16 protein-coding genes, 4 pseudogenes and 1 riboswitch are annotated in these 20,983 nt (G+C 72.5%); of the genes and pseudogenes, 11 read left to right on the forward strand and 9 right to left on the reverse strand.

Features of this window, described 5'->3' with window-relative positions:
- Positions 1-121: 121 nt before the first annotated feature.
- The 3 genes from QMZ92_RS14510 to QMZ92_RS14520 all read right to left on the reverse strand — a co-directional run bounded on the left by QMZ92_RS14510 (position 122) and on the right by QMZ92_RS14520 (position 3,195).
- Positions 122-1,561, reverse strand: coding sequence for an aldehyde dehydrogenase family protein (locus QMZ92_RS14510; protein ID WP_283297782.1), 1,440 nt, complete (start codon positions 1,559-1,561; stop codon positions 122-124).
- 69 nt (positions 1,562-1,630) lie between these two features.
- Positions 1,631-1,807: a hypothetical protein gene (locus QMZ92_RS14515; RefSeq protein ID WP_283297783.1), complete on the reverse strand. Its 177-nt coding sequence runs from the start codon at positions 1,805-1,807 to the stop codon at positions 1,631-1,633.
- Between the two features lie 338 nt (positions 1,808-2,145).
- Complete coding sequence (locus QMZ92_RS14520; protein WP_283297784.1) at positions 2,146-3,195, reverse strand: LuxR C-terminal-related transcriptional regulator; 1,050 nt, start codon at positions 3,193-3,195, stop codon at positions 2,146-2,148.
- Positions 3,196-3,423: 228 nt separating this feature from the next.
- Here QMZ92_RS14520 and QMZ92_RS14525 point away from each other — a divergent pair, with 228 nt between their 5' ends.
- From QMZ92_RS14525 to QMZ92_RS14540, 4 genes are all read left to right on the forward strand, one after another.
- Positions 3,424-4,725 (forward strand): DUF4147 domain-containing protein, encoded by a 1,302-nt coding sequence (locus tag QMZ92_RS14525; RefSeq protein ID WP_283297785.1) that lies wholly within the window; start codon positions 3,424-3,426, stop codon positions 4,723-4,725.
- Entirely contained in the window at positions 4,722-5,717 is a 996-nt protein-coding gene (locus QMZ92_RS14530; protein WP_283297786.1) for an ornithine cyclodeaminase family protein, read from the forward strand. Before QMZ92_RS14525 ends, QMZ92_RS14530 begins: the two co-directional genes overlap by 4 nt.
- Positions 5,714-6,787, forward strand: a complete 1,074-nt coding sequence (locus QMZ92_RS14535; RefSeq protein ID WP_283297787.1) for an HAD-IIA family hydrolase — start codon at positions 5,714-5,716, stop codon at positions 6,785-6,787. The genes QMZ92_RS14530 and QMZ92_RS14535 overlap by 4 nt, the downstream gene beginning before the upstream one ends.
- 104 nt (positions 6,788-6,891) lie before the next feature.
- The gene (locus QMZ92_RS14540) at positions 6,892-8,019 is read left to right on the forward strand and encodes a citrate synthase 2 (protein ID WP_283297788.1); all 1,128 of its coding nucleotides are present in this window, start codon (positions 6,892-6,894) and stop codon (positions 8,017-8,019) included.
- 28 nt (positions 8,020-8,047) lie between these two features.
- On the opposite strand, the gene QMZ92_RS14545 is transcribed toward QMZ92_RS14540, so the two are convergent.
- On the reverse strand, positions 8,048-9,019 hold the full coding sequence (locus QMZ92_RS14545; protein WP_283297789.1) for a DUF2332 domain-containing protein: 972 nt from the start codon (positions 9,017-9,019) through the stop codon (positions 8,048-8,050).
- Between the two features lie 73 nt (positions 9,020-9,092).
- Between QMZ92_RS14545 and QMZ92_RS14550 the strand changes: the two are divergent.
- Positions 9,093-9,986, forward strand: a pseudogene (locus QMZ92_RS14550) (transposase); the annotation flags it as partial.
- A 228-nt stretch (positions 9,987-10,214) separates the two neighbouring features.
- Here the strand turns inward: QMZ92_RS14550 and QMZ92_RS14555 are convergent.
- Both QMZ92_RS14555 and QMZ92_RS14560 read right to left on the reverse strand, forming a co-directional pair.
- A pseudogene (locus QMZ92_RS14555) lies at positions 10,215-10,706 on the reverse strand (transposase); the annotation flags it as partial.
- A 236-nt stretch (positions 10,707-10,942) separates the two neighbouring features.
- A complete protein-coding gene (locus QMZ92_RS14560) occupies positions 10,943-12,187 on the reverse strand; it encodes an MBL fold metallo-hydrolase (protein WP_283297790.1) in 1,245 nt (414 codons plus the stop codon).
- A gap of 209 nt (positions 12,188-12,396) precedes the next feature.
- Here QMZ92_RS14560 and QMZ92_RS14565 point away from each other — a divergent pair, with 209 nt between their 5' ends.
- The 4 genes from QMZ92_RS14565 to QMZ92_RS14580 all read left to right on the forward strand — a co-directional run bounded on the left by QMZ92_RS14565 (position 12,397) and on the right by QMZ92_RS14580 (position 16,248).
- On the forward strand, positions 12,397-12,984 hold the full coding sequence (locus QMZ92_RS14565) for a carboxymuconolactone decarboxylase family protein (RefSeq protein ID WP_283297791.1): 588 nt from the start codon (positions 12,397-12,399) through the stop codon (positions 12,982-12,984).
- A 65-nt stretch (positions 12,985-13,049) separates the two neighbouring features.
- Positions 13,050-14,249: a Glu/Leu/Phe/Val dehydrogenase dimerization domain-containing protein gene (locus tag QMZ92_RS14570; RefSeq protein WP_283297792.1), complete on the forward strand. Its 1,200-nt coding sequence runs from the start codon at positions 13,050-13,052 to the stop codon at positions 14,247-14,249.
- Positions 14,250-14,679: 430 nt separating this feature from the next.
- The gene (locus tag QMZ92_RS14575; RefSeq protein ID WP_283297793.1) at positions 14,680-15,300 is read left to right on the forward strand and encodes a TetR/AcrR family transcriptional regulator; all 621 of its coding nucleotides are present in this window, start codon (positions 14,680-14,682) and stop codon (positions 15,298-15,300) included.
- Positions 15,301-15,330: 30 nt separating this feature from the next.
- Positions 15,331-16,248, forward strand: a complete 918-nt coding sequence (locus QMZ92_RS14580) for a carbohydrate kinase family protein (protein WP_283297794.1) — start codon at positions 15,331-15,333, stop codon at positions 16,246-16,248.
- Here QMZ92_RS14580 and QMZ92_RS36025 read toward each other — a convergent pair.
- Positions 16,239-16,396: pseudogene (locus tag QMZ92_RS36025) on the reverse strand (DUF6745 domain-containing protein); the annotation flags it as partial. The gene QMZ92_RS14580 and the pseudogene QMZ92_RS36025 overlap by 10 nt on opposite strands.
- 8 nt (positions 16,397-16,404) lie before the next feature.
- Here QMZ92_RS36025 and QMZ92_RS14585 point away from each other — a divergent pair.
- Positions 16,405-17,019 (forward strand): annotated as a pseudogene (locus QMZ92_RS14585) (STM4011 family radical SAM protein); the annotation flags it as partial.
- Between the two features lie 28 nt (positions 17,020-17,047).
- On the opposite strand, the gene QMZ92_RS14590 reads toward QMZ92_RS14585, so the two are convergent.
- Entirely contained in the window at positions 17,048-17,839 is a 792-nt protein-coding gene (locus tag QMZ92_RS14590) for an SGNH/GDSL hydrolase family protein (protein ID WP_283297795.1), read from the reverse strand.
- Between the two features lie 223 nt (positions 17,840-18,062).
- Entirely contained in the window at positions 18,063-19,031 is a 969-nt protein-coding gene (locus QMZ92_RS14595; RefSeq protein WP_283297796.1) for a M23 family metallopeptidase, read from the reverse strand.
- Positions 19,032-19,035: 4 nt separating this feature from the next.
- Positions 19,036-19,196, reverse strand: a riboswitch (cyclic di-AMP (ydaO/yuaA leader).
- An 844-nt stretch (positions 19,197-20,040) separates the two neighbouring features.
- Between QMZ92_RS14595 and QMZ92_RS14600 the strand changes: the two genes are divergently transcribed.
- Positions 20,041-20,856: a tyrosine-protein phosphatase gene (locus QMZ92_RS14600; RefSeq protein WP_283297797.1), complete on the forward strand. Its 816-nt coding sequence runs from the start codon at positions 20,041-20,043 to the stop codon at positions 20,854-20,856.
- Positions 20,857-20,983: the final 127 nt, after the last annotated feature.

A 20,983-nucleotide genomic window follows, 5' to 3' on the forward strand; every position in this document is an offset into this window, starting at 1 on the left:
TCTCCGTGTTCGGGTGCCGGCCGTGACCCGCGGGACCGGCAACGGGCCACGGGACACGGTCGGACGGGTCGGTCGGCCGCCGGGTTCGACCGGACGGGGTCCGGCCTTGGGGGCCGCGAGGTCACCAGCCGGTGCGGGGGAAGTGGATGCTCTTGGGCGCCATGAACTCCTCGACGCCCCGGCGGCCCCCCTCGCTGCCGAAGCCGGAGGCACGACGGCCCCCGGACGCCAGGGGGATGGCGTCGATGCGGTGGTACGAGTTGAGGTAGACGGTGCCGACGGTGAGCCGGTCCCAGATGCGCTCGGCCCGCTCGACGTCGCCGGTCCACAGGCCGGCCGCCAGGCCGTAGTCGCTGTCGTCGACGGCGGCGACCAGCTCGTCCTCGTCGTCGAACGGGACCACCACCGCCACCGGGGTGAAGAGTTCGCGCCGGGCGAGCGGGACGTCCGCCGCGTGCTCGGCGGCGATCAGGGCGGGCGCGCGGTAGCTGCCGGTCCGGCCGGCCACCTCGACGCGTTCGCCGCCGGTCACCGTGACGCCGGCCCGCAGCCGGCTCCCGGCGAGGACGGTGTCCATGGTGTCGGCCAGCTCCGCGTGGCGCAGCGCGCCGATCTCGGGGCCGGAGGTGTACGGGTCGCCGACGCGCAGGTTCTTCACCCCGCGGGACAGCCGCTCGACGACCTCGTCGTACACCCGGCGCTGGATCAGGATCCGGGTGGCCGCGGTGCACACGGCTCCCTGGTTGCGGGTGAAGCCCGCGACCAGGCCGTCCACCACCCGGTCCATCGGGGCGTCGGCGAACACCGCGTTGGCGCTCTTGCCGCCCAGTTCCAGGACGACCTTCTTGAGACCGTCCGAGGCGGCCGCCATGATGTCCCGGCCGGCCGCGTCGCCGCCCGTGAAGGAGACGACGCGGACCTCGGGACGGGCCAGCAGCGACCGGGCCGTGTCCGCCCCGCCGTGCAGGACGGAGAGCACCCCGCGAGGAAGCCCCGCGGCGTACAAGGCGTCCGCGAGCCCCTGGACCGCCGCGGCGGCCAGGGGGGACGGCTTGAGGACGGCGGTGCAGCCGGCCGCGAGCGCGGCGCCCACCTTGTGGGCCGCCAGTTGCAGCGGGACGTTCCAGGCGCTGATGAGGGCCGCGACGCCGAGCGGCTCGGCGACCTCGACGCCCCACACCCGGGACGAGGCGCGGTTGACGACCCGGCCGGACTCCGCCAGGTCCACCTGCGCGTACTGGTCGAGGATCCGGGCGGCGCCGTCGACCTCGCCGATCGCCAGGTCGGTCACCCGGCCGGTCTCCCGGACGAGCGCGGCGCCGAGTTCCCTGCGGCGTTCGCGCAGCCGGGCGGCCGCGCCGCGAAGCACGGCCGACCGTTCCGACTGCGTCGAGCGCCGCCAGGAGCGGAAGGCTTCGGCCGCCAGGCCGACCGCCCGGTCGATGTCGGCGTCCGTCGCCTCGGGCACTTCGTAGAGCGGGCAGGCGTCGGGGGCGTCCAGGACCTCACGGTGTCCGGTGCCCTCGGCGGGCTGTCCGCCGATGTCGTGTCGGAGACGCACGTCATGTCCTTTCCTGTAGCGACGGGCGGAATGACGGGTGCGGAACGCCTCTGTTCCGCGCGGGCCGGCTCAGCCCCAGCCGAGGTCGTCGTCGGACGACGCGGGCGACACGGTGTCGGACGTGCCGGGCGACGCCGTGGCGGACGCGGCCGCCGGGAGGCCCGACGGGGCCGCGAGCGCGGCGGTGGGAAGGGCCAGCGTGAACAGCAGGGCGGTGAGCTTGGCGGCGGCGGAAAGGCGCTTCATGTGCATTGTGTGTTCTTTCTGTACGGGCTCGGTGCGGCGAATCCGGACTGTGTGAGAACTCTGCACGGCGGATCGGGAGACCTGAATATGCTTCAGGTGTCGTAGGTGCGACTGGCGCAACTACGTGGGGAGGGAAACTACCCATTCGGGATTTTCCGGCCCACTACGGCGGAGGCCGGCCCACGGGTGTGGGCCGGCCTCCGCACGGCGAGCGCGGGCGAATTCTCCCGCCTGTGTGAATTCAGGCCCCCTCAGGGGCCGGGCGACGCGGATTCCGGCAGCGCCGGCGGCTACGTCGCCCGCCCCGCGTGCGCCTGCCGCTCCGGCAGCGCCGGCGGCTACGTCTGCTCCAGCTGTTCGGCCTTGTGCAGCAGGTAACCGGCGTGGGCCCGGCTCCTGGCGCCGATCCGCCGCATCACCTCCGAGAGGTGGCGCTGAAAGGTCCGCAGAGAGATGCCCAGGCGCCTGGCGATGACCCGGTCCTCGTACCCCTCCACCAGCAGACGGATCAGCGCCTGCTTCACCTCGTCCGAGGACTTGACGACGTTGTCGCGCTCGTAGGCGGTGGGGAATTCGGTGGCCTCCGCCCAGGCACGCTCGAACGACTGCACCGCGAAGTCCACGATGCTCGGCTCGCGCACCACGAGCGCGCCCTGAGGATGGTTGCGCAGGGTGAGCACGGCGGTCTCCCGGTCGAAGACGATGAGCCGCATGAAGGCGTCGCTGACCGTGCGGACCTCGGCGCCGTGTTCGGCCAGCATCCGCACGTGCTCGATGGTGGGCCGGCTGAACTGGGCGGCGTGCTGGTACAGCGTGCGCATCCGCACCCCGCGGTCGAGCAGGGTGAGCGTGCGCTCCACGGCCTCGTCCAGCTCGGACTCGGGCCGGGCGCCGCCCGGCTGCGAGGTGAGGACCTCGACGGCGGCCCTGGCGGACAGCTCCGTGATGATCTGACGCACCGCCGCCAACTCGGTGACGTACTGCATACGCTGGGTCTCGAAGCTGCCCAGGGTGTTGTTCTCGTACACGGTCATCAGGGTGGTCAGCTCGGAGTAGACCCGGCTGATCTCCTGCTGCCGGTCGTGCAGTTCACGCATCGCGGGAATCAGGACCTGGGCGCCGGCAGTGGCGGGCGGCACCGCCACCAGCCGGTCGGCGCACTCCACCGTGGCCCGCAGCAGCCGCAGGTCCAGCAACTGGGCGACGGCCGCTCTGGCCTCGTGCTCGGCGCCCCCGGCCACCATCACGAGTTCGTCGACCGAGACCGACTCCCGACCGACGGCGTACGCGTAGAGGGCGGTGCCGACGGCCCCCTCCTGCCTGCCGGCGACGGGTTCGGTTCCCTCCCCCTTGTCCTGGTTCTTACCCCTCGCGGTTGCGCCAGGCATGAATACGACCCCCTATTTCTATTCTGCACCGCCCTGGGTTTTGGCAGGCTTCAGCGCAGTACTTGCAACGGGTGCCTTCCGGCCGACCGACCGGAAGGAACCTGCTTTGCCTGTCAACCTAACTTGGCCTCCCGCCCCGCCTTCACTCCCTTTTCTGTGACCTGGCGCACAAGGGCGGCCGGATTCACAGCCGCGCCGCAATTCGGCGCTATGCCGCCGGGAGGGCACGTGACCACGGTCGATCTGGCGCCGGCGGACTCGCTGGCCATCGCCGACGCCGGCCTGGTCGCCGCACACGGCGGCCGGCTGGTCCGGGAGACGCTGCGCGGCGGCCCCGCGGCCGACCTGCTGGCCCGGGCGCACCGGGTCCACGTGGTGGCCGTCGGCAAGGCCGCCGTGGAGATGGGCACGGCCGTACGGTCCGCCGCCGGGCCCGCCTTCCGGTCCGGGGTCGCGGTGCCGGCGGCACCCGCCGGCCCGGTCGCCGGCTTCACCGTGGTCCGCGGCGACCACCCCGTGCCCGGCCCGAACAGCGTGCGGGCCGGTCGAACCGTCGAGGAGTACCTGAGCGCCCGGCGGTTCGACGAGCGCGACCTGGTCGTCCTCGCCGTCTCCGGCGGGGGATCGGCACTGGTGAGCCGGCCGTCGTCCCCGATGGAGCTGGAGGACCTCCGGCTGCTGACCGCCGCCCTGCTCCGGACCGGCATCGACGTCACCCGCATCAACGAACTGCGCAAGGCGGTCTCCGGCATCCACGCCGGCGCCCTGTTGCCCCTGGCCGGCCGGGCCCGGCTGCTGGGCCTGGTGCTCTCCGACAACGTGCAGCAGGGAGCCCGCGCGGTGGCCTCGGGACTCTCGTACCCGGGCTCCGTGGACTTCGCCCGCGCCGCCGAGGTCCTCACCGAAGCGGCCCCGCTCCTGCCGGCCCCGGTCGTCGCACGGATCCGTACCGCCCTGACACAGCGGGCGGCGACGGCATCCGGCACCCCCTCGATCCTCAACCTCGAGATCGGCAGCCCGCGGACCGCGCTCGACGCCGCCCTGGCGGCCGCCCGGGCCCGGGGCCACCGCACCTTCGGCTTCGGCGACACCGTCCAGGGCGAGGCCCGCGAGGTGGCCCGACGGATCGGGGCGGCGGCCCGCCGGATCGCCGAGCGGACGCCCGGCCCGGTCTGCCTGGTCGGCGCCGGAGAGGTCACCGTCTCGGTCCGCGGCCCCGGCCGGGGCGGACGGTGCCAGGAGCTCGCCTGGGCGATGCTGCCGGAACTCGCCGGACTCCCCGGCGCCTCCTTCACCGCCCTCGCCACGGACGGCCAGGACTTCCTGCCCGGCGTAATGGGCGCCCGGGTCACCGGAGAGTCCCTCGGCCTGGCCGCCGGCCTGGGCCTCGACTGGCGCGCCCTCCTCGACCGCAACGACACCCACACCGCCCTCTCCGCCATCGGCGCCTGCCTGCCCGGCCGGCCCACCGGCACCAACGTCTGCGACATCTACGCGCTCTCCTGGGGCGACGTGGCGGTGCCCCGGTGAACGCCCCGCTCCTCCTGACGGACCGTGACGTCCTGTCCACCGCTCCCCAGCCGGCCGTCGACGCGATGCACGAAGCCCTGACCGCCCATGGCGACGGCCGCCTGCACGCACCACCACGAGCACGACTGTCGCTGGCCGACGGGGACCTGGTGGTCACCGCGGGCCGGCTCGCCGGCTCCGTCCACGGCTGCCGCGTCTACGACACGTTCGCCGACGGCGACCAGTTGACGGCCGTCTGGGACGGCGGCCGACTCGCCACCCTGGTGCACGGCCGAGCACTCGGTCCCCTGCGCACCGGCGCCATCGGTGCCGTCGCCGCCCGCGCCCTCGCCCGACCGGACAGCTCCGTCCTCGGCGTGATCGGGACCGGCGAGCAGGCATGGGCCCAGGTGCGCTGCCTCGCCGCCGTACTGCCGCTGCGCTCGGTTCTCGTCCACAGCCGAACCCCGGCCACCCGGGAGGCGTTCGCGGCCCGCGCCACCCGGGAACTGGGCCTGACGGCCACGGCGGTGCCCGACGCCAGGGCCGCCGTCGAGCCCTGTGACGTGCTCGTGGTGGCCACCTCCAGCACCACGCCCGTCCTCGACGACGCCTGGGTGCGCCCCGGCACGCACGTCAACGCCGTCGGTCCCAAGGGCCCGGGACGTGCCGAGCTTCCCCGCGCGCTGTTCGAGCGGGCCGCGCCGCTCGTGACCGACGCCCCGGAGCAGGCCCGCGACTACCCGGGCGGCCTGGTGGTCCCGCCGGACCGGCTCCTCGGCCTGGGGCACGTGCTGGCCGGCCGCGCCGCGGGCCGTACGACCCCCCGGCAGCTCAGCGTGTTCTGCTCGCTCGGCCTGGCCGGCACCGAGGTGCTGCTCGCCCGCGCCATCGCAGCGGCGGCCTCGGCAGCAGCGCCGCCACCGGTGGCGGGAACGTCCGCCGCCGCGTCCTCGCCGGTGGCCGGAACGTCCGCCCCCGCACCCCTCTCCTCCCTCCGGAGTCCGGAATGACCGTCCCTCTCTTGCCCGCCTCTCCCGATCGCCCCCTGCTGGCCGGCTGCCGCCGGGCGCCCGTCGAGGAGTACGACACCGCCCTGCTCGACCTGGACGGCGTGGTCTACGCCGGACCCGAGGCCGTACCCCACGCCGTCGACGCGCTGCACCGGGCCGACCGGGCCGGCATGCGCCTGGCCTACGTCACCAACAACGCCTCCCGCACCCCCGAGGACGTCGCCGGCCACCTCACCCGGCTCGGTGTGCCGACGGGCCCCGACGCCGTGGTCACCTCCGCCCAGGCGGCGGCCCGGCTGGTCGCCGAACAGGTACCCGCCGGGGCGGCCGTCCTGGTCGTGGGGGGCAAGGGACTCCACGAAGCGCTGCGGGAGCACGGCCTCCGGCCGGTCGGCTCGCTCGCCGACGAACCGGTCGCGGTGGTCCAGGGGTTCGACCCGGGCGTCGGCTGGCCGGAACTCGCCGAAGCCTCCTACGCCGTGGTGGCCGGACTGCCCTGGATCGCCTCCAACACCGACCTCAGCCTGCCCACGGACCGCGGGCGGGCGCCCGGCAACGGTGCCCTGGTCGGCGCGGTGCGCGCCGCGACCGGCGCGGAGCCGCAGGTCGCCGGAAAGCCGATGCCCGTGATGCACCGCGAGTCGATGCTCCGCACGGCCGCCCGCCGCCCGCTGGTGGTCGGGGACCGGCTCGACACCGACATCGCGGGTGCCGTCAACGGGGGCGTGGACAGCCTGCTGGTTCTCACCGGCGTCACCACGGCCGGACAGCTGCTCGCCGCCGGCCCGCAGGAGCGCCCCACTCATGTCGCCGCCGATCTGCGGGGCCTGCTCACCCCTCATCCGGCGGTAACGCCCGGGCCCGGCCACGCCTTCCACTGCGGCGGCTGGCTGGCCCGTACCGCAGACGGGCGCCTGCTGCTGGAGGGCGAGGGCCCCGACCCGGTGGACGCGCTGCGCGCACTGTGCGCGGCGGCCTGGACGGCCGGGGACCGCATCGGCACGACACCCGTGCTCGACCCGGCAGGACCCGCCGGGACCGTGCTCGGCGCCCTGCACGCCACGCCCTAGTACGCCAGGGCCCCCGACTTTCGACCGCCGCACCCGCCCACCGGCGACCGGCGGTCGCACCACCACATGTTGAACACCCATCAGCGCATGCGAGGAGCAACACCATGGCAGATGTCAACCCGGGACTCGCGGGCGTCGTAGCCTTCGACACCCAGATCGCCGAGCCGGACCGCGACGGCGGCGTCCTCCGCTACCGCGGCATCGACGTCGAGGACCTCGTCGGCCAGGTCTCCTACGGCGACATCTGGGGCCTGCTGGTCGACGGCGACTTCGACCACGACCTGCCGTCCGCCGAGCCGTTCCCCATCCCCGTGCACTCCGGCAACCTCCGGGCCGACGTCCAGGCCGCCATCGCCACGATGACCCCTTACTGGGGCACCCAGCAGCTGATCGACATCGACGACGCCCAGGCCCGTGAAGACCTGGCCCGGACCTCGGTAATGATCCTCTCCTTCGTCGCCCAGGCGGCCCGCGGCCTGGGGCGGCCCGCCGTGTCGCAGCGCGAGATCGACCGGTCGGAGAACATCGTCGAGCGGTTCATGATCCGCTGGCGCGGTGAGCCGGACCCGCGCCACGTCAAGGCCGTCGACACGTACTGGATGTCCGCCGCCGAGCACGGCATGAACGCCTCCACCTTCACCGCCCGTGTGGTGGCCAGCACCGGCGCCGACGTCCCGGCCTCCCTCTCCGCCGCCATCGGCGCGATGTCCGGGCCGCTGCATGGCGGGGCCCCCTCCCGGGTGCTCCACATGCTGGACGAGGTCGAGTCGGCGGGCGACGCCCGACGCTACGTCAAGGACCTGCTCGACAGCGGCCGGCGCCTGATGGGCTTCGGTCACCCGGTGTACCGCGCCGAGGACCCGCGCGCCCGGCTCCTGCGCCGCACCGCGAAGGAGCTCGACGCGCCGCGCTACGAGGCCGCCGCCGCCCTGGAGGCCGCCGCCCTGGCCGAGCTCCAGGAGCGCAAGCCGGACCGTGTGCTCGCCACCAACGTCGAGTTCTGGGCGGCGGTCGTCCTCGACTTCGCCGAGATCCCCGCCGAACTGTTCACCCCGATGTTCACCTGTGCCCGCACCGCCGGCTGGAGCGCGCACATCCTGGAGCAGAAGCGGCTCGGCAAGATCATCCGCCCCTCCGCCGCCTACGTGGGCGACATCGGTGTCGAGCCCGCGCAGCTCTCGGGCTGGGACCTGGCGCTCAAGCGCCAGGACAACCGCATCTTCCGCGGCTGACCCCACGGGGCGGTCCTCAGGACCGCCCCTACGAGGCGGCCGCGGCGGGCAGCCACTCCAGGTACTGACCGTGCGGCCCGGTGCGGGCGAGCGGCCGCTCGTTCAGCGCGAGGGTGAACAGCAGGCGGTCGGGCCGAGGTCCTGGCGGCAGTCGGCGGTCCACGGCGGGGAGGATGCCCGGGGCCTCGTTGGAGATCCAGGGACAGCCGAGCTCCCGCATGGTGGCGGCGAAGGCCTCGCGCTCCCCGTCCGGCAGGTAAGCGAGGACCGCGCTGTGGAGGACGACGGGTGTGGCTCCCGCAGGGGCGGCGGCGACCAGGTCGCGGATGGTCTCGTTGAGGTCGCCGCGGACCAGCGTCGGGGGCTCGGCACGCGCGATCCGCATGGCGTCCCGGAGCCGGCCCAGGCGCTGGTGCTGCTCGGGCCAGACCAGGCACTCCAGCCAGCGCGCGTCCTGGGGGTCGGCCACGTCGAGCGGGTTGAGGTCGACGCCCGCCCGCCACACGACCTCCGGCAGCCGGTCTGGCAGCGGAGCGGCGCCGGTGGTGTCGCAGTCCAGGACGACCGCGCTGCCCGAGGGGCCGAACTCGGCGCCGCCGTCGTAGCGGTAGTGGTAGCGGTCGGGGTAGAGGCAGAGCCCTGCCGAGGCGCCGACCTCGATGAGCGCGAGCGGCCCGGGCAGCCGGGCGAGCACGGGAAGCAGGACGGAACACCGGCCCGGCTCGTTGGTCTGGGTCCGCCGCTCCAGCATCGTGGCGCGCACCCGGTCCCAGTGGGCGAGGACCCACGCCCGGAAGGCGGCTGGGTCATCGACCGGCCCACCCAGAAAACGCACCGCGGCCAGCAACAGATTGGGCTGCCTCCTGGCAGGCGGCAGTTGGTCGATCAGCACCAGCAGGTCCGGAGCACCGGCGATCGCGTCGGTCAGCCGCTCGTACGTCGGGGAATGCCCCCGCGCCTCCATCGCCGCGAACCTCCGGTACCGCTCCGCCGTGTCCATCACATGCCTCCTCGCCGCCCGAACGGCAGCTTAACGAGCTCGTGCACGGTAAGCGATGAGACGTCGGGCACGGATGGTCGATCATGGTGGGGTGGTGGGGACCGTGACTCGTGCAGCGATCGTTAGCAGCCGTCGGATCACGGGCCTGTCGGCCGGTGTGATCGCTGAACTCGTCGCGGGGCTGAGCTCGTTATGGCATGAGCGTCAACAGGCAGAGCCGGCCTCCCGGCCGCGGCAGCGGCGTGGGGGAGCCGGCGCGAAGCACCGGCTGGTGTTCGTCGACCGGCTCCTGGCCACGCTCGTCCATCTCCGTCACGGGGTCACCCATGACGTGCCGGCCTGCTGGTTCGGCGTGGACCGCTCCACCATCACCCGGGTCATCGGCGAGGTGCGGCCTCTGCTCGCCGAGCGGGGGTGCACGATCGGCCCCGGCGTCCGGCTGCGGACCCTGGCCGAGGTCGTCGACCACCTCGGCGCCGGCGAACAGACCGGAATCATCGACGGCGCCGAGATCCGGGTCCGACGTCCGGCAGCCGGACGCAAGGACCGGGACACCTTCATCTCCGGGAAGAACAAGCAGAACGCCGCCACGTCCATGGTGGTCACGGACGGCGAGGGCCGCGTGCTGTGGTGCAGCCCGACCGAGCCCGGCAGCTGTGCGGACATCACCCACGCCCGTCAGTCAGGGCTGGTCGAGCTCCTGGACGGCGGCCCCGTAGTCGAGATTCTTGCCGATGCGGGCTACCAGGGTCTCGGCGCCCAGACCGGCGGGCGCGTGGTCACACCACCGCACCGCAAGTTCAAGAAGAACGCCCCGGACTGGTACGAGGAGATGTACGAGCGCCAGCGCAAGGCACACTCCTCACGCCGTATCCGGGTCGAGCACGGCATCGCCCATCTGAAGAACTGGCGGGCACTGGCCCGCCACCTCGGCCGCCGCGAGCACATCAGTGACACCGTCCAGGCCGTCGCCGGCCTGCTGTCACATCAGCAGACCGCGGACCTGAACCCACGACGGCAGAGGTCAGCACCAGGCCTGCCGGAGCCCTCGACGTCTCATCGCTTACCGTGCACGAGATCGTTAGGAGATTCAGACTGCCCCAGAGGCGAGCGACCTACTCCAGTTCCTCGTCCGCCGCCACCGCTCGCCGGCAAGGTCCAGGTCCCCAACCTGGAACTCGTCCTGTGCGAGTTCCACCGGCTCCAGGACCTGGTTGTCGTGCAGGTTCGCCGCCGAGATCGCAACAGAGAGATGGGCAGACCCGTCCGCTCGGTAATCAAGTGAATCTTCGAGCCGTACTTGCCCCGGTCCACAGGATTCGGACCTGTCAGGTCCCCCTTTTCAAGGCCCGCGTGTTCACCGAGTCGATCGCGCAGCGGGACCAGTCCACCTCGCCTCGGGCCCTGAGCTCGTCGAGGACCAGGCGGTAGAGCTTGTCCCCCCTCTGGCCTTCGTCCCCTCGGAGAAGCGCCGGTGGGCTGGCGCTCCCGAGGACCCGAACGACGCGGACGGCAACTGCTGCCACGTGCAGCCGGACGTGGCCACGAACACGATCGCGGCCAGCACCTCCCTGTCACCGTTCCGGCGCCGGCCACCACCCTGAGGTCGCGATGGAGCCTCCGGCACCACTCGCTGGAACAGCTCCCACAGCTCGTCCGGCACCAGCCGTTCAACGATCCCCACCAGAGTCCGCCGCCGACCGACCCTGCCAAATGAGATGACGTCTCAGGCACCCACGACGCGCGTTCGGACAACAACCGAGGACGAACCCGCCCCGGTCGGCAGCGGTACGAACCGTGGGGCACTCACCGAAGGCTGCGGCCGGGACGGACCGTCCACAGTACGCAGCACCCGATCACGCTCCTCGCCCGAGAGACGAGCCAGCAGGGCCACGACCCTGCCCAGCTCATCCTCGCCCGACGTCACCGATCACCAGCCAGATCGAGATCACGCTCGGACGCCTCGACAGGAGCCCGCTCCGGCTTCGGCCGGCGCCACGGATGAGCGATCGGCTGAGACACCCCACGCCACCACGCCTCCGCAGGCAGCTTCCCCGCCGGCTCGAACGGCTCACCAGGACGAGGAAACGCCACCGCCTGCCCGACCTCCTCCGCCGCGTCCTTCGTCCACTCCCCCGGCTCCGCCCACGCATGCGGAGCCAGGTTGAACGTGCCCCAGTGGATCGGCAGCATCACACCGGCCGGAGCACCTCCCTGCAGGTCAAGGTGTGCTTGTACCCCCTTCGCGGGCGACATGTGAATGTCTGGCCAGGCCCCCGGCATCGGCGTATAGTCCGTGTGGTTCTTGGGCCAGTACTCGCTGTAAGCACCGATCTGGATCATGGTCGCGTCGAACGGACCGTGCTCCCGACCGATGTCCCGGAAGCCGGGGAAATACCCCGTGTCACCGCTGTGGTAGATCCGGTGACCGGACGGTCCTTCGACGGCCCAGGACGCCCAGAGCGTGTGCTGCTGGTTGCGCAGCCCGCGGCCGCAGAAGTGGCGGGCCGGAGTGGCGGTCAGCCGCAGGCCGTCCACCTGCGTCGACTCGTGCCAGTCCAGTTCCCGCAGGCGGCTCTCGGCGACACCCCAGCGCTCCAGGTGCGCCCCCACGCCCAGCGGCACCGCGAAGAGCGTGTCCGTCGAGGTCAGGGCGCGGATCGCAGGCAGGTCGAGGTGGTCGTAGTGGTCGTGGGAGATGACGACCACGTCGACCGGGCCGAGCGCGGCCAGCGGCAGCGGCACGGCGTGGAGCCGCTTCGGCCCGGCGAACGCGAACGGTGAGCAGCGCCGGCCCCAGACCGGGTCGAAGAGCACCCGCTTGCCGTCGATCTCGGCCAGCACGCTGGAGTGGCCCATCCAGGTGAGCCGCAGCCCGGAGACGGGGGGCTGCGCGAGGTCCTCGAGTGTGGTCGGATGCAGGGGGATCGGGCCGGCCGGGCCGCGGCGCCTCCGGGCCTCTTTCCGGAAGAAGACCTTCGCGAACTCGAGTGTCGATCCGGACGGTCTGGTCCGGGCTCCCAGGGGGTTCTGGAACACGCCGTCGGCGAAATGGGGCGAGCGGCGGATACGCTCCATCCGCTCTCCGGCGGGGTCGGCCCCGAAGGCGACGGGCCGCAGCGAACGCAGCCGGGAGCGCAGCGGGTGCGGGGAACCTGCGCCGGTCACGGGACCTCCTGAGGTCTTCGGTTCGTTCCATTATCGGTGGATGTTCGCCCGGACGCCGGGGTCCGTGGAACGGGACGGCGGGCGTCCTCGGCAGAGGAAACGTCCGAGGCCGGGGAAAAATGCCGGGGCCGCGATGGGCGTGTGTCACATCCGGCACCACCCCGTCCGTCGTAGGGGTGAAGCACGGACCTACGACCGAGGAGCCCGCCATGGCCCGCATCTCCCTCTCCCCGCCCCGCACGCTCTTCTACCGCGCGATGGAGTGGTACTCCAGGCGGACGTACGGGAAGATCCTCGACCCCGCGAAAGCACTCGGCCACAATCCGAAGGTGCTCCGCTCCGACCTGCGGTTCGAGCTCGCGGTCGCGAAGTGGGACCGGCTGGACGCCGATCTCAAGGCGCTGGCCGTGATGGCGTCGGCCGCCTCGATCGGCTGCAGCTGGTGCATGGACTTCGGGTACTGGGAGAACGAGCGGCGCGGCATGGACGTCCGCAAGGTGCGCGACGTGCCGGTGTGGCGGGAGAGCGACGCGTACACGCCGCTGGAGCGCGACGTGATGGAGTACGCGGAGGCCATGTCGGCCACTCCCCCGGTGGTCGCCGACGAGTCGGCCGCGCGGCTGCTGGCGGCCCTGGGCGAGGCCGCGTACGTGGAGCTCACGGCGATGGTCGCGGTGGAGAACCTGCGGTCGCGGATGAACTCCGCGCTCGGCCTGACCAGCCAGGGCTTCAAGGACCGATGCGAGGTGCCGGGGGCGGGGGCGGCCGGGGCGGGAGCCTCGGGTGAGGCGCGTTGACAGGTGACCGACGGCGTCCGGATACTGACCGACGGTTCAGTCCGTTGTCATGTCCGGAGGCCTTCGTGTCCGACTCCAGCCCGCTTGTCTCGCTCACCTGGACCGACCACGTCACCGGGCGGCGGGGGCACCTCGTGATCGACCGGCTCGTGCGCGGGGTGTGCAGTGGCGGGCTGCGGATGCGCGAGGGCTGCACCCTGGACGAGGTCGCGGGGCTGGCCCGGGGCATGACCATGAAGGAGGCCCTCCACTACGACCCGGAGGGCAGGTACGTCCCGCTCGGCGGCGCGAAGGGCGGGATCGACTGCGACCCGACGTCCCCGGAGGCGTACGGAGTGCTGGTCCGCTACCTGCGGGCGATGCGGCCGTACATCGAGCACATGTGGACCACCGGCGAGGACCTCGGACTCAACCAGGACCTCATCGACGCGGCCGCCACCGAGGCCGGGCTGGTCTCGACCGTGCAGGCCGTGTATCCGCTGCTCGACGACGAGACGGCGGCGCGCCGGCGGCTGGCCGACGCGTTCGCCCTCGACGTCGACGGAATCGGGCTCGACGAGCTGGTCGGGGGCTGCGGGGTCGCCGAGTCCGTGCTCACGGCCCTGGAACGCGCGGGGGTACCCCACGAGGGGGCCCGGGTCTCGGTGCAGGGCTTCGGCACGATGGGCGGGGCAACGGCACGCTTCCTCTCCCGCGCCGGTCTGCGGATCGTGGCCGTGGCCGACGTCAAGGGGACGATCGCCCACCCGGGCGGCCTCGACGTGGAAGCGCTGCTCACCGCGCGGGACTCCTTCGGAACGGTGGACCGCGCGGCGCTGCGCCCCGGCGACCTCGAACTGCCCGGTGACGCCTGGCTTTCGGCGGACGCGGAGGTCCTGGTGCCCGCGGCGGTCTCGTACGCCGTCGACTCGGCCAACCAGTCCGTGATCCGGGCGCGTTGGATCGCGGAGGCGGCCAACATGCCGGTACTCCCCGAGGCGGAGGAGCTGCTGCGGGCACGGGGAGTCACCGTGCTCCCGGACGTCGTCGTGAACTCGGGGACGAACGCCTGGTGGTGGTGGACCCTCTTCGGTGACATCGGCGCGGACGCGGACGAGGCGTTGGACCACACACGGCGGTCGATGTGCGCCCTGGTCGACCGGATGCTCGCACGTGCGGAAGCGGACGGCACGACCCCGCGCGCGGCGGCCCACGCGATCGTGGCCGACCGACTCCCGCGGATCGCGGAGCGCTTCGGGCCGTACGACCGGTGGAAGGGCTGCTGAGCCAAGACCACTTGCCCGGCGATCGTGCCGTGCGACGAGGCTCGCCTCCCCGTCCGAGGCTGCCGCCCGTGGGGCGCCGCCCCTTCCGGGAGGCTCCGGCCTCGTCAAGGGCCCCGGTTGCGCCGCCGGCAGGTCCTTCAGGGGCCCGGGGCGCATGGCTGGGACGTCGACCGGCGGGGTTCCCGCGAAGCGGTCGTCGTGCGTACCTCCCCCGGTCAGCGGGGCATGGCGCCCCAGCTCCCGTGCCTTCCCACGCAGTCCCGCGATCCGGGCTCCGCCTTCCGCCGCGGTGGACGTCCCGGTGATCCCGGAAACCTGCACGTCTTCGGACGGGCCGCCCGCAGCGGCTCCGAAGGTGTCGCAGCACCGACTCGAACCCTCCCGGGAAACCACCTCCTTCGACCCTGCCCGCAGCGACTAGGGTGACCGGGTGGCGAGAGTGCGGTTGAGCGTGGCGGAGCGGCGGGAGGAACTGCTGCGTGCCGCCGTGGAGCAGATCGAGGCACGTGGGGTGGCCGCCGTCCGGATCGCCGATGTCGCCTCCGCACTCGGTGTGAGCAACGCCCTGGTGCTGTACCACTTCTCGTCGAAGGAAAGACTTGTCGCCGCCGCCTTCGCCCACGCGGCCGAGGGCGATCTGGCGCATCTGCGCAAGATCCTCGGCCGCCGGACCTCGGCGGTGCGGCGGCTGCGCACCGCCGTCCGCTGGTACGCCCCGACCGGGCAGGCCAAGGGGTGGCGGCTGTGGATCGAGGGCTGGGCGGCCGCGCTGCGGGAGCCCGCCCTGCGCGATGTGGCGCGCGATCTCGACCGCCAGTGGAAGACCGAGCTCACGGCGGTCATCGCGCAGGGCGTGGCGGCCGGCGAGTTCCACTGCGCGGATCCGTCGTCGGCGGCCTGGCGACTGACGGCACTGCTCGACGGCCTCGCGGTGCAGACGACGTCGTATGCGGGCTCGTTCAGCCGGGCGGCCATGCTCGAGTGGGTCGAGGAGGCACTCGCCCGGGAACTGGGTCTCGACCGCGAGGCGTTGACCCGGCAGAGTGCTTAGCGCACGGGCAGGCGCGCGGAAAGGAACACGGTGTCGGCGCAGAGCACGGAACGGTCCGCCCTCGACGTACTCGTGGTCGGTGGCAGCGGGGTCGACACGGTCGTGCGGGTCGAATCGCTTCCGGTGCCCAGGGCTGACTCCGTCGGGGTGCCGCCGATCCGGGAGTGGGCGGGCCACACCGGCGGCAACGTCGCCCTCGGCTGCCGGGCGCTCGGACTCGGTGTGACCTTCCTGGACTTCATCGGCGACGACCTGCCGGGCGGACAGGTGCGGAAGCGGCTGGCCGACGGCGGTGTGGACTTCGAGCATCTGATCTCCCCCACCGGAACCCGGCGTGCGGTGAACCTGGTCGACGACACGGGCCGCAGGATGTCGTTCTACGACGCCCGCGACTCGGGTGAGCTGCGGATGCCGCGCGATTTCTACCTCCCTCATCTGCGGCGGGCCCGCCACGTCCATCTGTCGATCATGAACTTCGCCCGGTTCCTGTACGACGACATCTCGGCGCTCGGGGTGCCCGTGTCGACCGATCTCCACGACTGGGACGGAGTGGACGACCACCACCGGGAGTTCGCATTGCGCTCCGACGTGGTGTTCCTGAGCGCTGCCGGCGCCGGTGAGCGGATCGCCTCGGTCATGCGGGAGATCCTGCGCGAGGGCCGCGCGGAGGCGGTCGTGGCCACGGCCGGGGCCGGAGGCTCGTACCTGATGACCCGCGACGGCGGCCGCACGCCCCGCCCCATACCGGCGACGGTGCCGCCCGCACCGGTGGTGGACTCCAACGGCGCGGGCGACGCGTACGTCTCCGGCTTCCTCTACGGCCGACTGGCGGGCCGTCGGGTGGAGGACTGCGCACGGCTGGGCGCGGTCGCCGGAGCACACGCCTGTACGGGGCACGGCAGTTCGGCGCTGATCGGTCGCGAGGGTCTGGCGTCCGCTCAGGTCTGACGCACCGGAGCGTACGTCTCGGCGCCAGCCCGAAGGTCCAGGCGACTCCCTCCTTCGCGGTCCGGACCGTGGGCGGCACCCGCAGCCAGTAGGTCTTGTGCGTACCGTCCGGCTCGGGCGTGGAGTTGACCACTTCCACCATCGTGGCGTTCTCGCCAGACGCCGTACGGCCGCTTCCTCGGCAAGTGCCGGGACCTGGTGGCGCACGGCATCAGGTTCAGCGTCGGGATCGTCGGCCTCGAGGAGCATCCGGAGGCCGCGCGCCGGCTGCGGGCGGAACTCCCGGGTCACGTCTATCTGTGGGTCAACGCGGCGGAGGGGCACACGTACACGGACGAGGAGGCCGCCCGCTGGACGGCGCTCGACCCCCTCATCCCGTACAGCCGGTATCCGCACCGATCGGCCGGTCTACCGTGCCGCACCGGCGAGTCGGTCGTTTCGGTGGACGGCGACGGCACGGTGCGGCGCTGCCACTTCGTGCGGTCGCCGCTCGGCAACCTCTACGACGGCTCCTACCGCGCGGCGCTGGGGCCGAGGGCCTGCCCGCTCGCGGTGTGCGACTGCCACATCGGCTATGTCCATCTGGAGTCGCTCCCGCTGTACGACGTGTTCGCGGGCGGGGTCCTGGAGCGGGTCCCCGCCGGGTACCCGGACTCCGTCCCCGGCTTCGGGAGCGCCCGGAGCCCGGCACCGCGCGGCGCGGTGCCGGGCTCGCACTGGGTCCCGGACGCAGGCCCGGACGCGGAGTCGGCCCCGGACGCGGGCCCCTGAGCCGCCCCTTCCACAAGGTCTCGGGCGGTCAGAGCGGCAGAAGGTCCGGGCGCTTCGGCTCCACGTGATCACCGGACGACTCGCCCCGGAGGCGCCGTCCGATCCAGGGCACGAGGTGCTCCCGGGCCCATTGGATGTTGTCTCGGCGGACTTCGTGGCTGCCGCGCGGCGGCAACGGCGGCCACGGCTGGTCCGGGTCGGCGGGCACGTCCAGACCGAGCACCTGCGCCGCGCGCAGTGCCACGCGTGTGTGCCCCTCGGGCGAGAGGTGCAGCCGGTCGGCATCCCAGGCCCGTCTGTCCTGCACGGACTTGAGCGACCAGAGGTCGAGGACCGGGCAGTCGTAGCGGTCGGCGATGGCACGGACGTGTGCCGTGTACGTGGCGATCTTGCCCCGGAGGTGGCGGAGCACGGGCACCCCGCGGGTGTCGAAGCCGGTCGTCACCATCACCGTACCCACGGAGGCGGCGAGGTCGGCGACGGCCCGCTCGAAGCGTTCGGCGACGTCGTCGGGGTCGCTGCCGGGCCGGATGATGTCGTTCCCTCCGGCGCAGAACGTCACCAGGTCGGGGGCGAGTTCCCTGGCGCGCGGGACCTGCTCCTCGACGATCTGGTCGAGGAGCCTGCCGCGTACGGCGAGATTGGCGTAGCGGAAGGTGTGTTCCGGTAGACGGTCGTCCAGCAGGACCGCGAGACGGTCCGCCCAGCCGACGAACCGGCTGTCGGGTCCGGGGTCTCCGACGCCCTCGGTGAAGCTGTCACCGATCGCCGCGTACGACCCGAAGGAATCCTTTGCTCTTGATCGCGAATCATCTGCCACGTCGAGCCATCATTCACCTCTCGAAGTGACCTACGCCACCGTAGGGAGGGGTTGACGACGCGTGATATAGACCACCAGGTCAGTTTTCGGTAAAGCGGGAATAGCCGTCGGACCCACCCCGCCGCCTCTCACCGACACCGGCCGGGGCCGGGAACGAAGCCGTCCGCCGGCCCCCTGCGCGGGGCCGGCGGACGGGGACGCCGTGTGAGGTACCGACGCGACGTCAGATCGTGACCCCGTGCTGGCGCAGGTAGGCCAGCGGGTCGATGTCCGACCCGTAACCGGGGCTGGTGCGGATCTCGAAGTGCAGGTGCGGGCCCGTGGAGTTGCCGGTCGAGCCGGACAGGCCGATCTGCTGGCCGCCCGTGACGCTCTCGCCGGAGGAGACGGAGAGCCGGGCGAGGTGGGCGTACTGCGAGTAGGTGCCGTCGTGGTGCTTGATGACGACCTCGTTGCCGTACGCACCGCTCCAGCCCGCCGAGACAACGGTACCGGGGCCGACCGCCTTCACGGACGTGCCGGTGGGGGCGATGAAGTCCACACCGGTGTGGTAGCCACTGGACCACAGGGCACCGGCGGTCTTGTAGGCGGTGCTGACGCCGCCGACCACCGGGGCGAAGTAGCCCGAGGGGATGTTCGCGACGGCGGCGGCAGGAGCCTGGACGGGAGCGGCCGCGGGAGCCGAGGCGCCGCGGTCGGCGGTGCGGGAGGCGCGCTCGGCGGAGGCGGCCGGCTTCTCGGCTTCGGCCTTGGCCTTCGCCGGGGCGTCGGCCTTGCGCTCGGCCTTCACCTGCGGCTTCGCACCGGCAGCGGCCTTCGGCCCGGCATGGAGGCTGAGCTTCAGACCCGGGTGGATCAGCGAGGGGTTCTCACCGACGGCGGCACGGTTGTCGGCGTAGAGCTTCTTCCAGCCGCCCGCGACATCCTGCTCGGCGGCGATCTTCGACAGGTGGTCACCCGCCACTACGGTGTAGGCCTTGGCCGCCTTGCCGGCCTGCGGCGCCTGGGGGACGACGGCCTTGTGCACGGTCGGGGCGGCATGCCCGGCGGCGGGCGCGGACTGCCCGGCGGCGTTCGCGCCGGCGGCACCGATGAGCGGGATGGCGATGGCGGCTCCGCCCGTGCCGGCGGCGACGAATCCGCGCCTGAACGGGCTGGTCCTCGGACGGCGGTGCTTCCCCTTACCGGGCATGGCGCATTCCTCTCCGCCGCCTGCGAGGTGAGCTGTCGGGTTCGGGCTGGAGCTGCCCGGCCGCGCCGTGGGCGCAGCTTCACCCCGAGCCGTCCGGGGTCACGGAACGGCGCAGTACCTGGGTCCCCCGCTCCTGCCACATGTGGGTGGGTGCGATATTCCGGACGGCGGCAGGATTAGGCGTTCCGACCGGATTGCGGTGACCGTAAGGGAGTCGGGTCGGCACGAACAAGCCGTCATTTCGCCCGGGAATCGATCTGCCGGACATCAGACCACATTTCCCGGTCACGCTCCGTGGATTACGGATCTTCGCTTTCCGCGCAGGCAAGGGAGTTGGACCGTCGCACGCCCCACGGAACGTCACGGATATGATTCAGCTCACGGGTGACCACCGCCCCCATCCCCAACCAGGGCGCGTCACCCTAAAATATCCAATTCGGACACATGGCCCATTGTGGGCGCAATGTATTCAAGCGTGCGGGTGGCACAAAAAACAGCTTTCACTCGTCCGGGCGGAATTCCATTCCCGCAATCCGTGAATCGCCGTGGTCGATCCCGCCCGGCGAGCGGCCTCGGACCCGCGGGAAGCAGCCCGGGGTCGGGCCCAGCCCCACTCCGGCACGGTCGCCCGTCCGCCGCCCGAACCGGGCGCCGTCGACCACGGACACTCCACACCCGTCGCCGCCGCCCGCCGCCGGGTTCTCCGCGACCGCCTCGGCCGGCTCGGTGCGCGGCCCACCGGTGCGGACGGAGGAGCTCGTCCCGGTCGGTCGGGAACAGTGCGTGGCCGCTCCTCGCGCCGGGCAGAAGCCGGACCCGGCCGTCGCCGACCGCCTCGATCCAGACCTCTCGGACTCCAGCAACCCCGCACATCACCGAGGGGAGTTCGACGAGGGGCAACGGCCCGGCAGGCACGGGTCGAAATAATTGCCTCAGGAATCGATGTCGTAGTGTCAGCACCGCGCCATCGTCGGCGAGCAGCGCCGACCGCAGACACGGAGGAGCCCCCGTGACGCAGCAGCTGCCCCAGACCCCGTCGACCGAACCCGAACTGTCCGGTGTGCGCAACTTCCGGGACGTGGGCGGACTGCCGACCGTGGACGGACGGCGCGTTCGGTTCGGACGGCTGTTCCGCAGCGGCCATCTCGCGCACGCGACGGACACCGACGCGGCCTTCCTCTCCTCGCTCGGGCTCCACACGATCTTCGACTTCCGCAATTCCGCGGACCAGCGGCTGGAGGGCCCGGACGTCGAACTCGCCGGGGTGCGCAACGTCAACATCCCGCTGTCCGACCCGGCCGACGGGGCCGAGTTCTGGCGGATGGTCCGGGACGGCGACCTCGACCAGCTGAAGTCGATCCTCGCCGACGGCCAGGCGGCCGGACGGATGATCGCCTCGTACCGCCTGATCATCAAGGAGCGCACCACCGAGCACAGCCGCGTCCTGCACGCGCTGGCCGAGGACAGCACGCCGGCGCTGATGCACTGTGCGGCGGGCAAGGACCGGGCGGGTCTGTCCATCGCCGTCTCGTTGCTGGCCGTGGGGGTCGAGCGGGACGCCATCGAGGCGGACTACCTCAAGTCGAACGACCCGCACCGGCGCTACAAGGTGCGTCGCAGCGACAACTCCCCGGCCGGGATGTCACCCGAGGTGATGGAGTTGCTGAGCCCGCTGTTCGACGCCCGCGCCGAGTACCTGGCGGCGGCGTTCGAGACCATGGAGGAGGTCTGGGGCAGCACCGAGCGCTATCTCTCGGACGGCCTCGGCCTCACGAGCGCGACGCGGGAACGCCTCCGTGGGCGGCTGGTCGACGGGGCGGCCTGAGCGGCGGCGGGCAGTCCGGTCCGCAGCCGCACCGGGGCACCGGGGCACCGGCACGGCGGGAGTCGCCGGACGGGCACACGCCGCCCGGTGACCGTGCGGCACCCGGGACCGCGACCTCCGCGGCCGG

Origin of the sequence: Streptomyces sp. HNM0645 (assembly GCF_030056615.1) — a bacterium.
In the GTDB taxonomy this organism is placed as follows: domain Bacteria; phylum Actinomycetota; class Actinomycetes; order Streptomycetales; family Streptomycetaceae; genus Streptomyces; species Streptomyces marianii.

What these genes read in the sequence shown, in the direction of transcription:
- QMZ92_RS14545 (WP_283297789.1), bottom strand. Translation starts at nt 9,019, where the DNA reads ATGGACACGGCGGAGCGGTACCGGAGGTTCGCGGCGATGGAGGCGCGG.
- QMZ92_RS14540 (WP_283297788.1), top strand. Translation starts at nt 6,892, where the DNA reads ATGGCAGATGTCAACCCGGGACTCGCGGGCGTCGTAGCCTTCGACACC.
- QMZ92_RS14595 (WP_283297796.1), bottom strand. Translation starts at nt 19,031, where the DNA reads ATGCCCGGTAAGGGGAAGCACCGCCGTCCGAGGACCAGCCCGTTCAGG.
- QMZ92_RS14565 (WP_283297791.1), top strand. Translation starts at nt 12,397, where the DNA reads ATGGCCCGCATCTCCCTCTCCCCGCCCCGCACGCTCTTCTACCGCGCG.
- QMZ92_RS14515 (WP_283297783.1), bottom strand. Translation starts at nt 1,807, where the DNA reads ATGAAGCGCCTTTCCGCCGCCGCCAAGCTCACCGCCCTGCTGTTCACG.
- QMZ92_RS14520 (WP_283297784.1), bottom strand. Translation starts at nt 3,195, where the DNA reads ATGCCTGGCGCAACCGCGAGGGGTAAGAACCAGGACAAGGGGGAGGGA.
- QMZ92_RS14535 (WP_283297787.1), top strand. Translation starts at nt 5,714, where the DNA reads ATGACCGTCCCTCTCTTGCCCGCCTCTCCCGATCGCCCCCTGCTGGCC.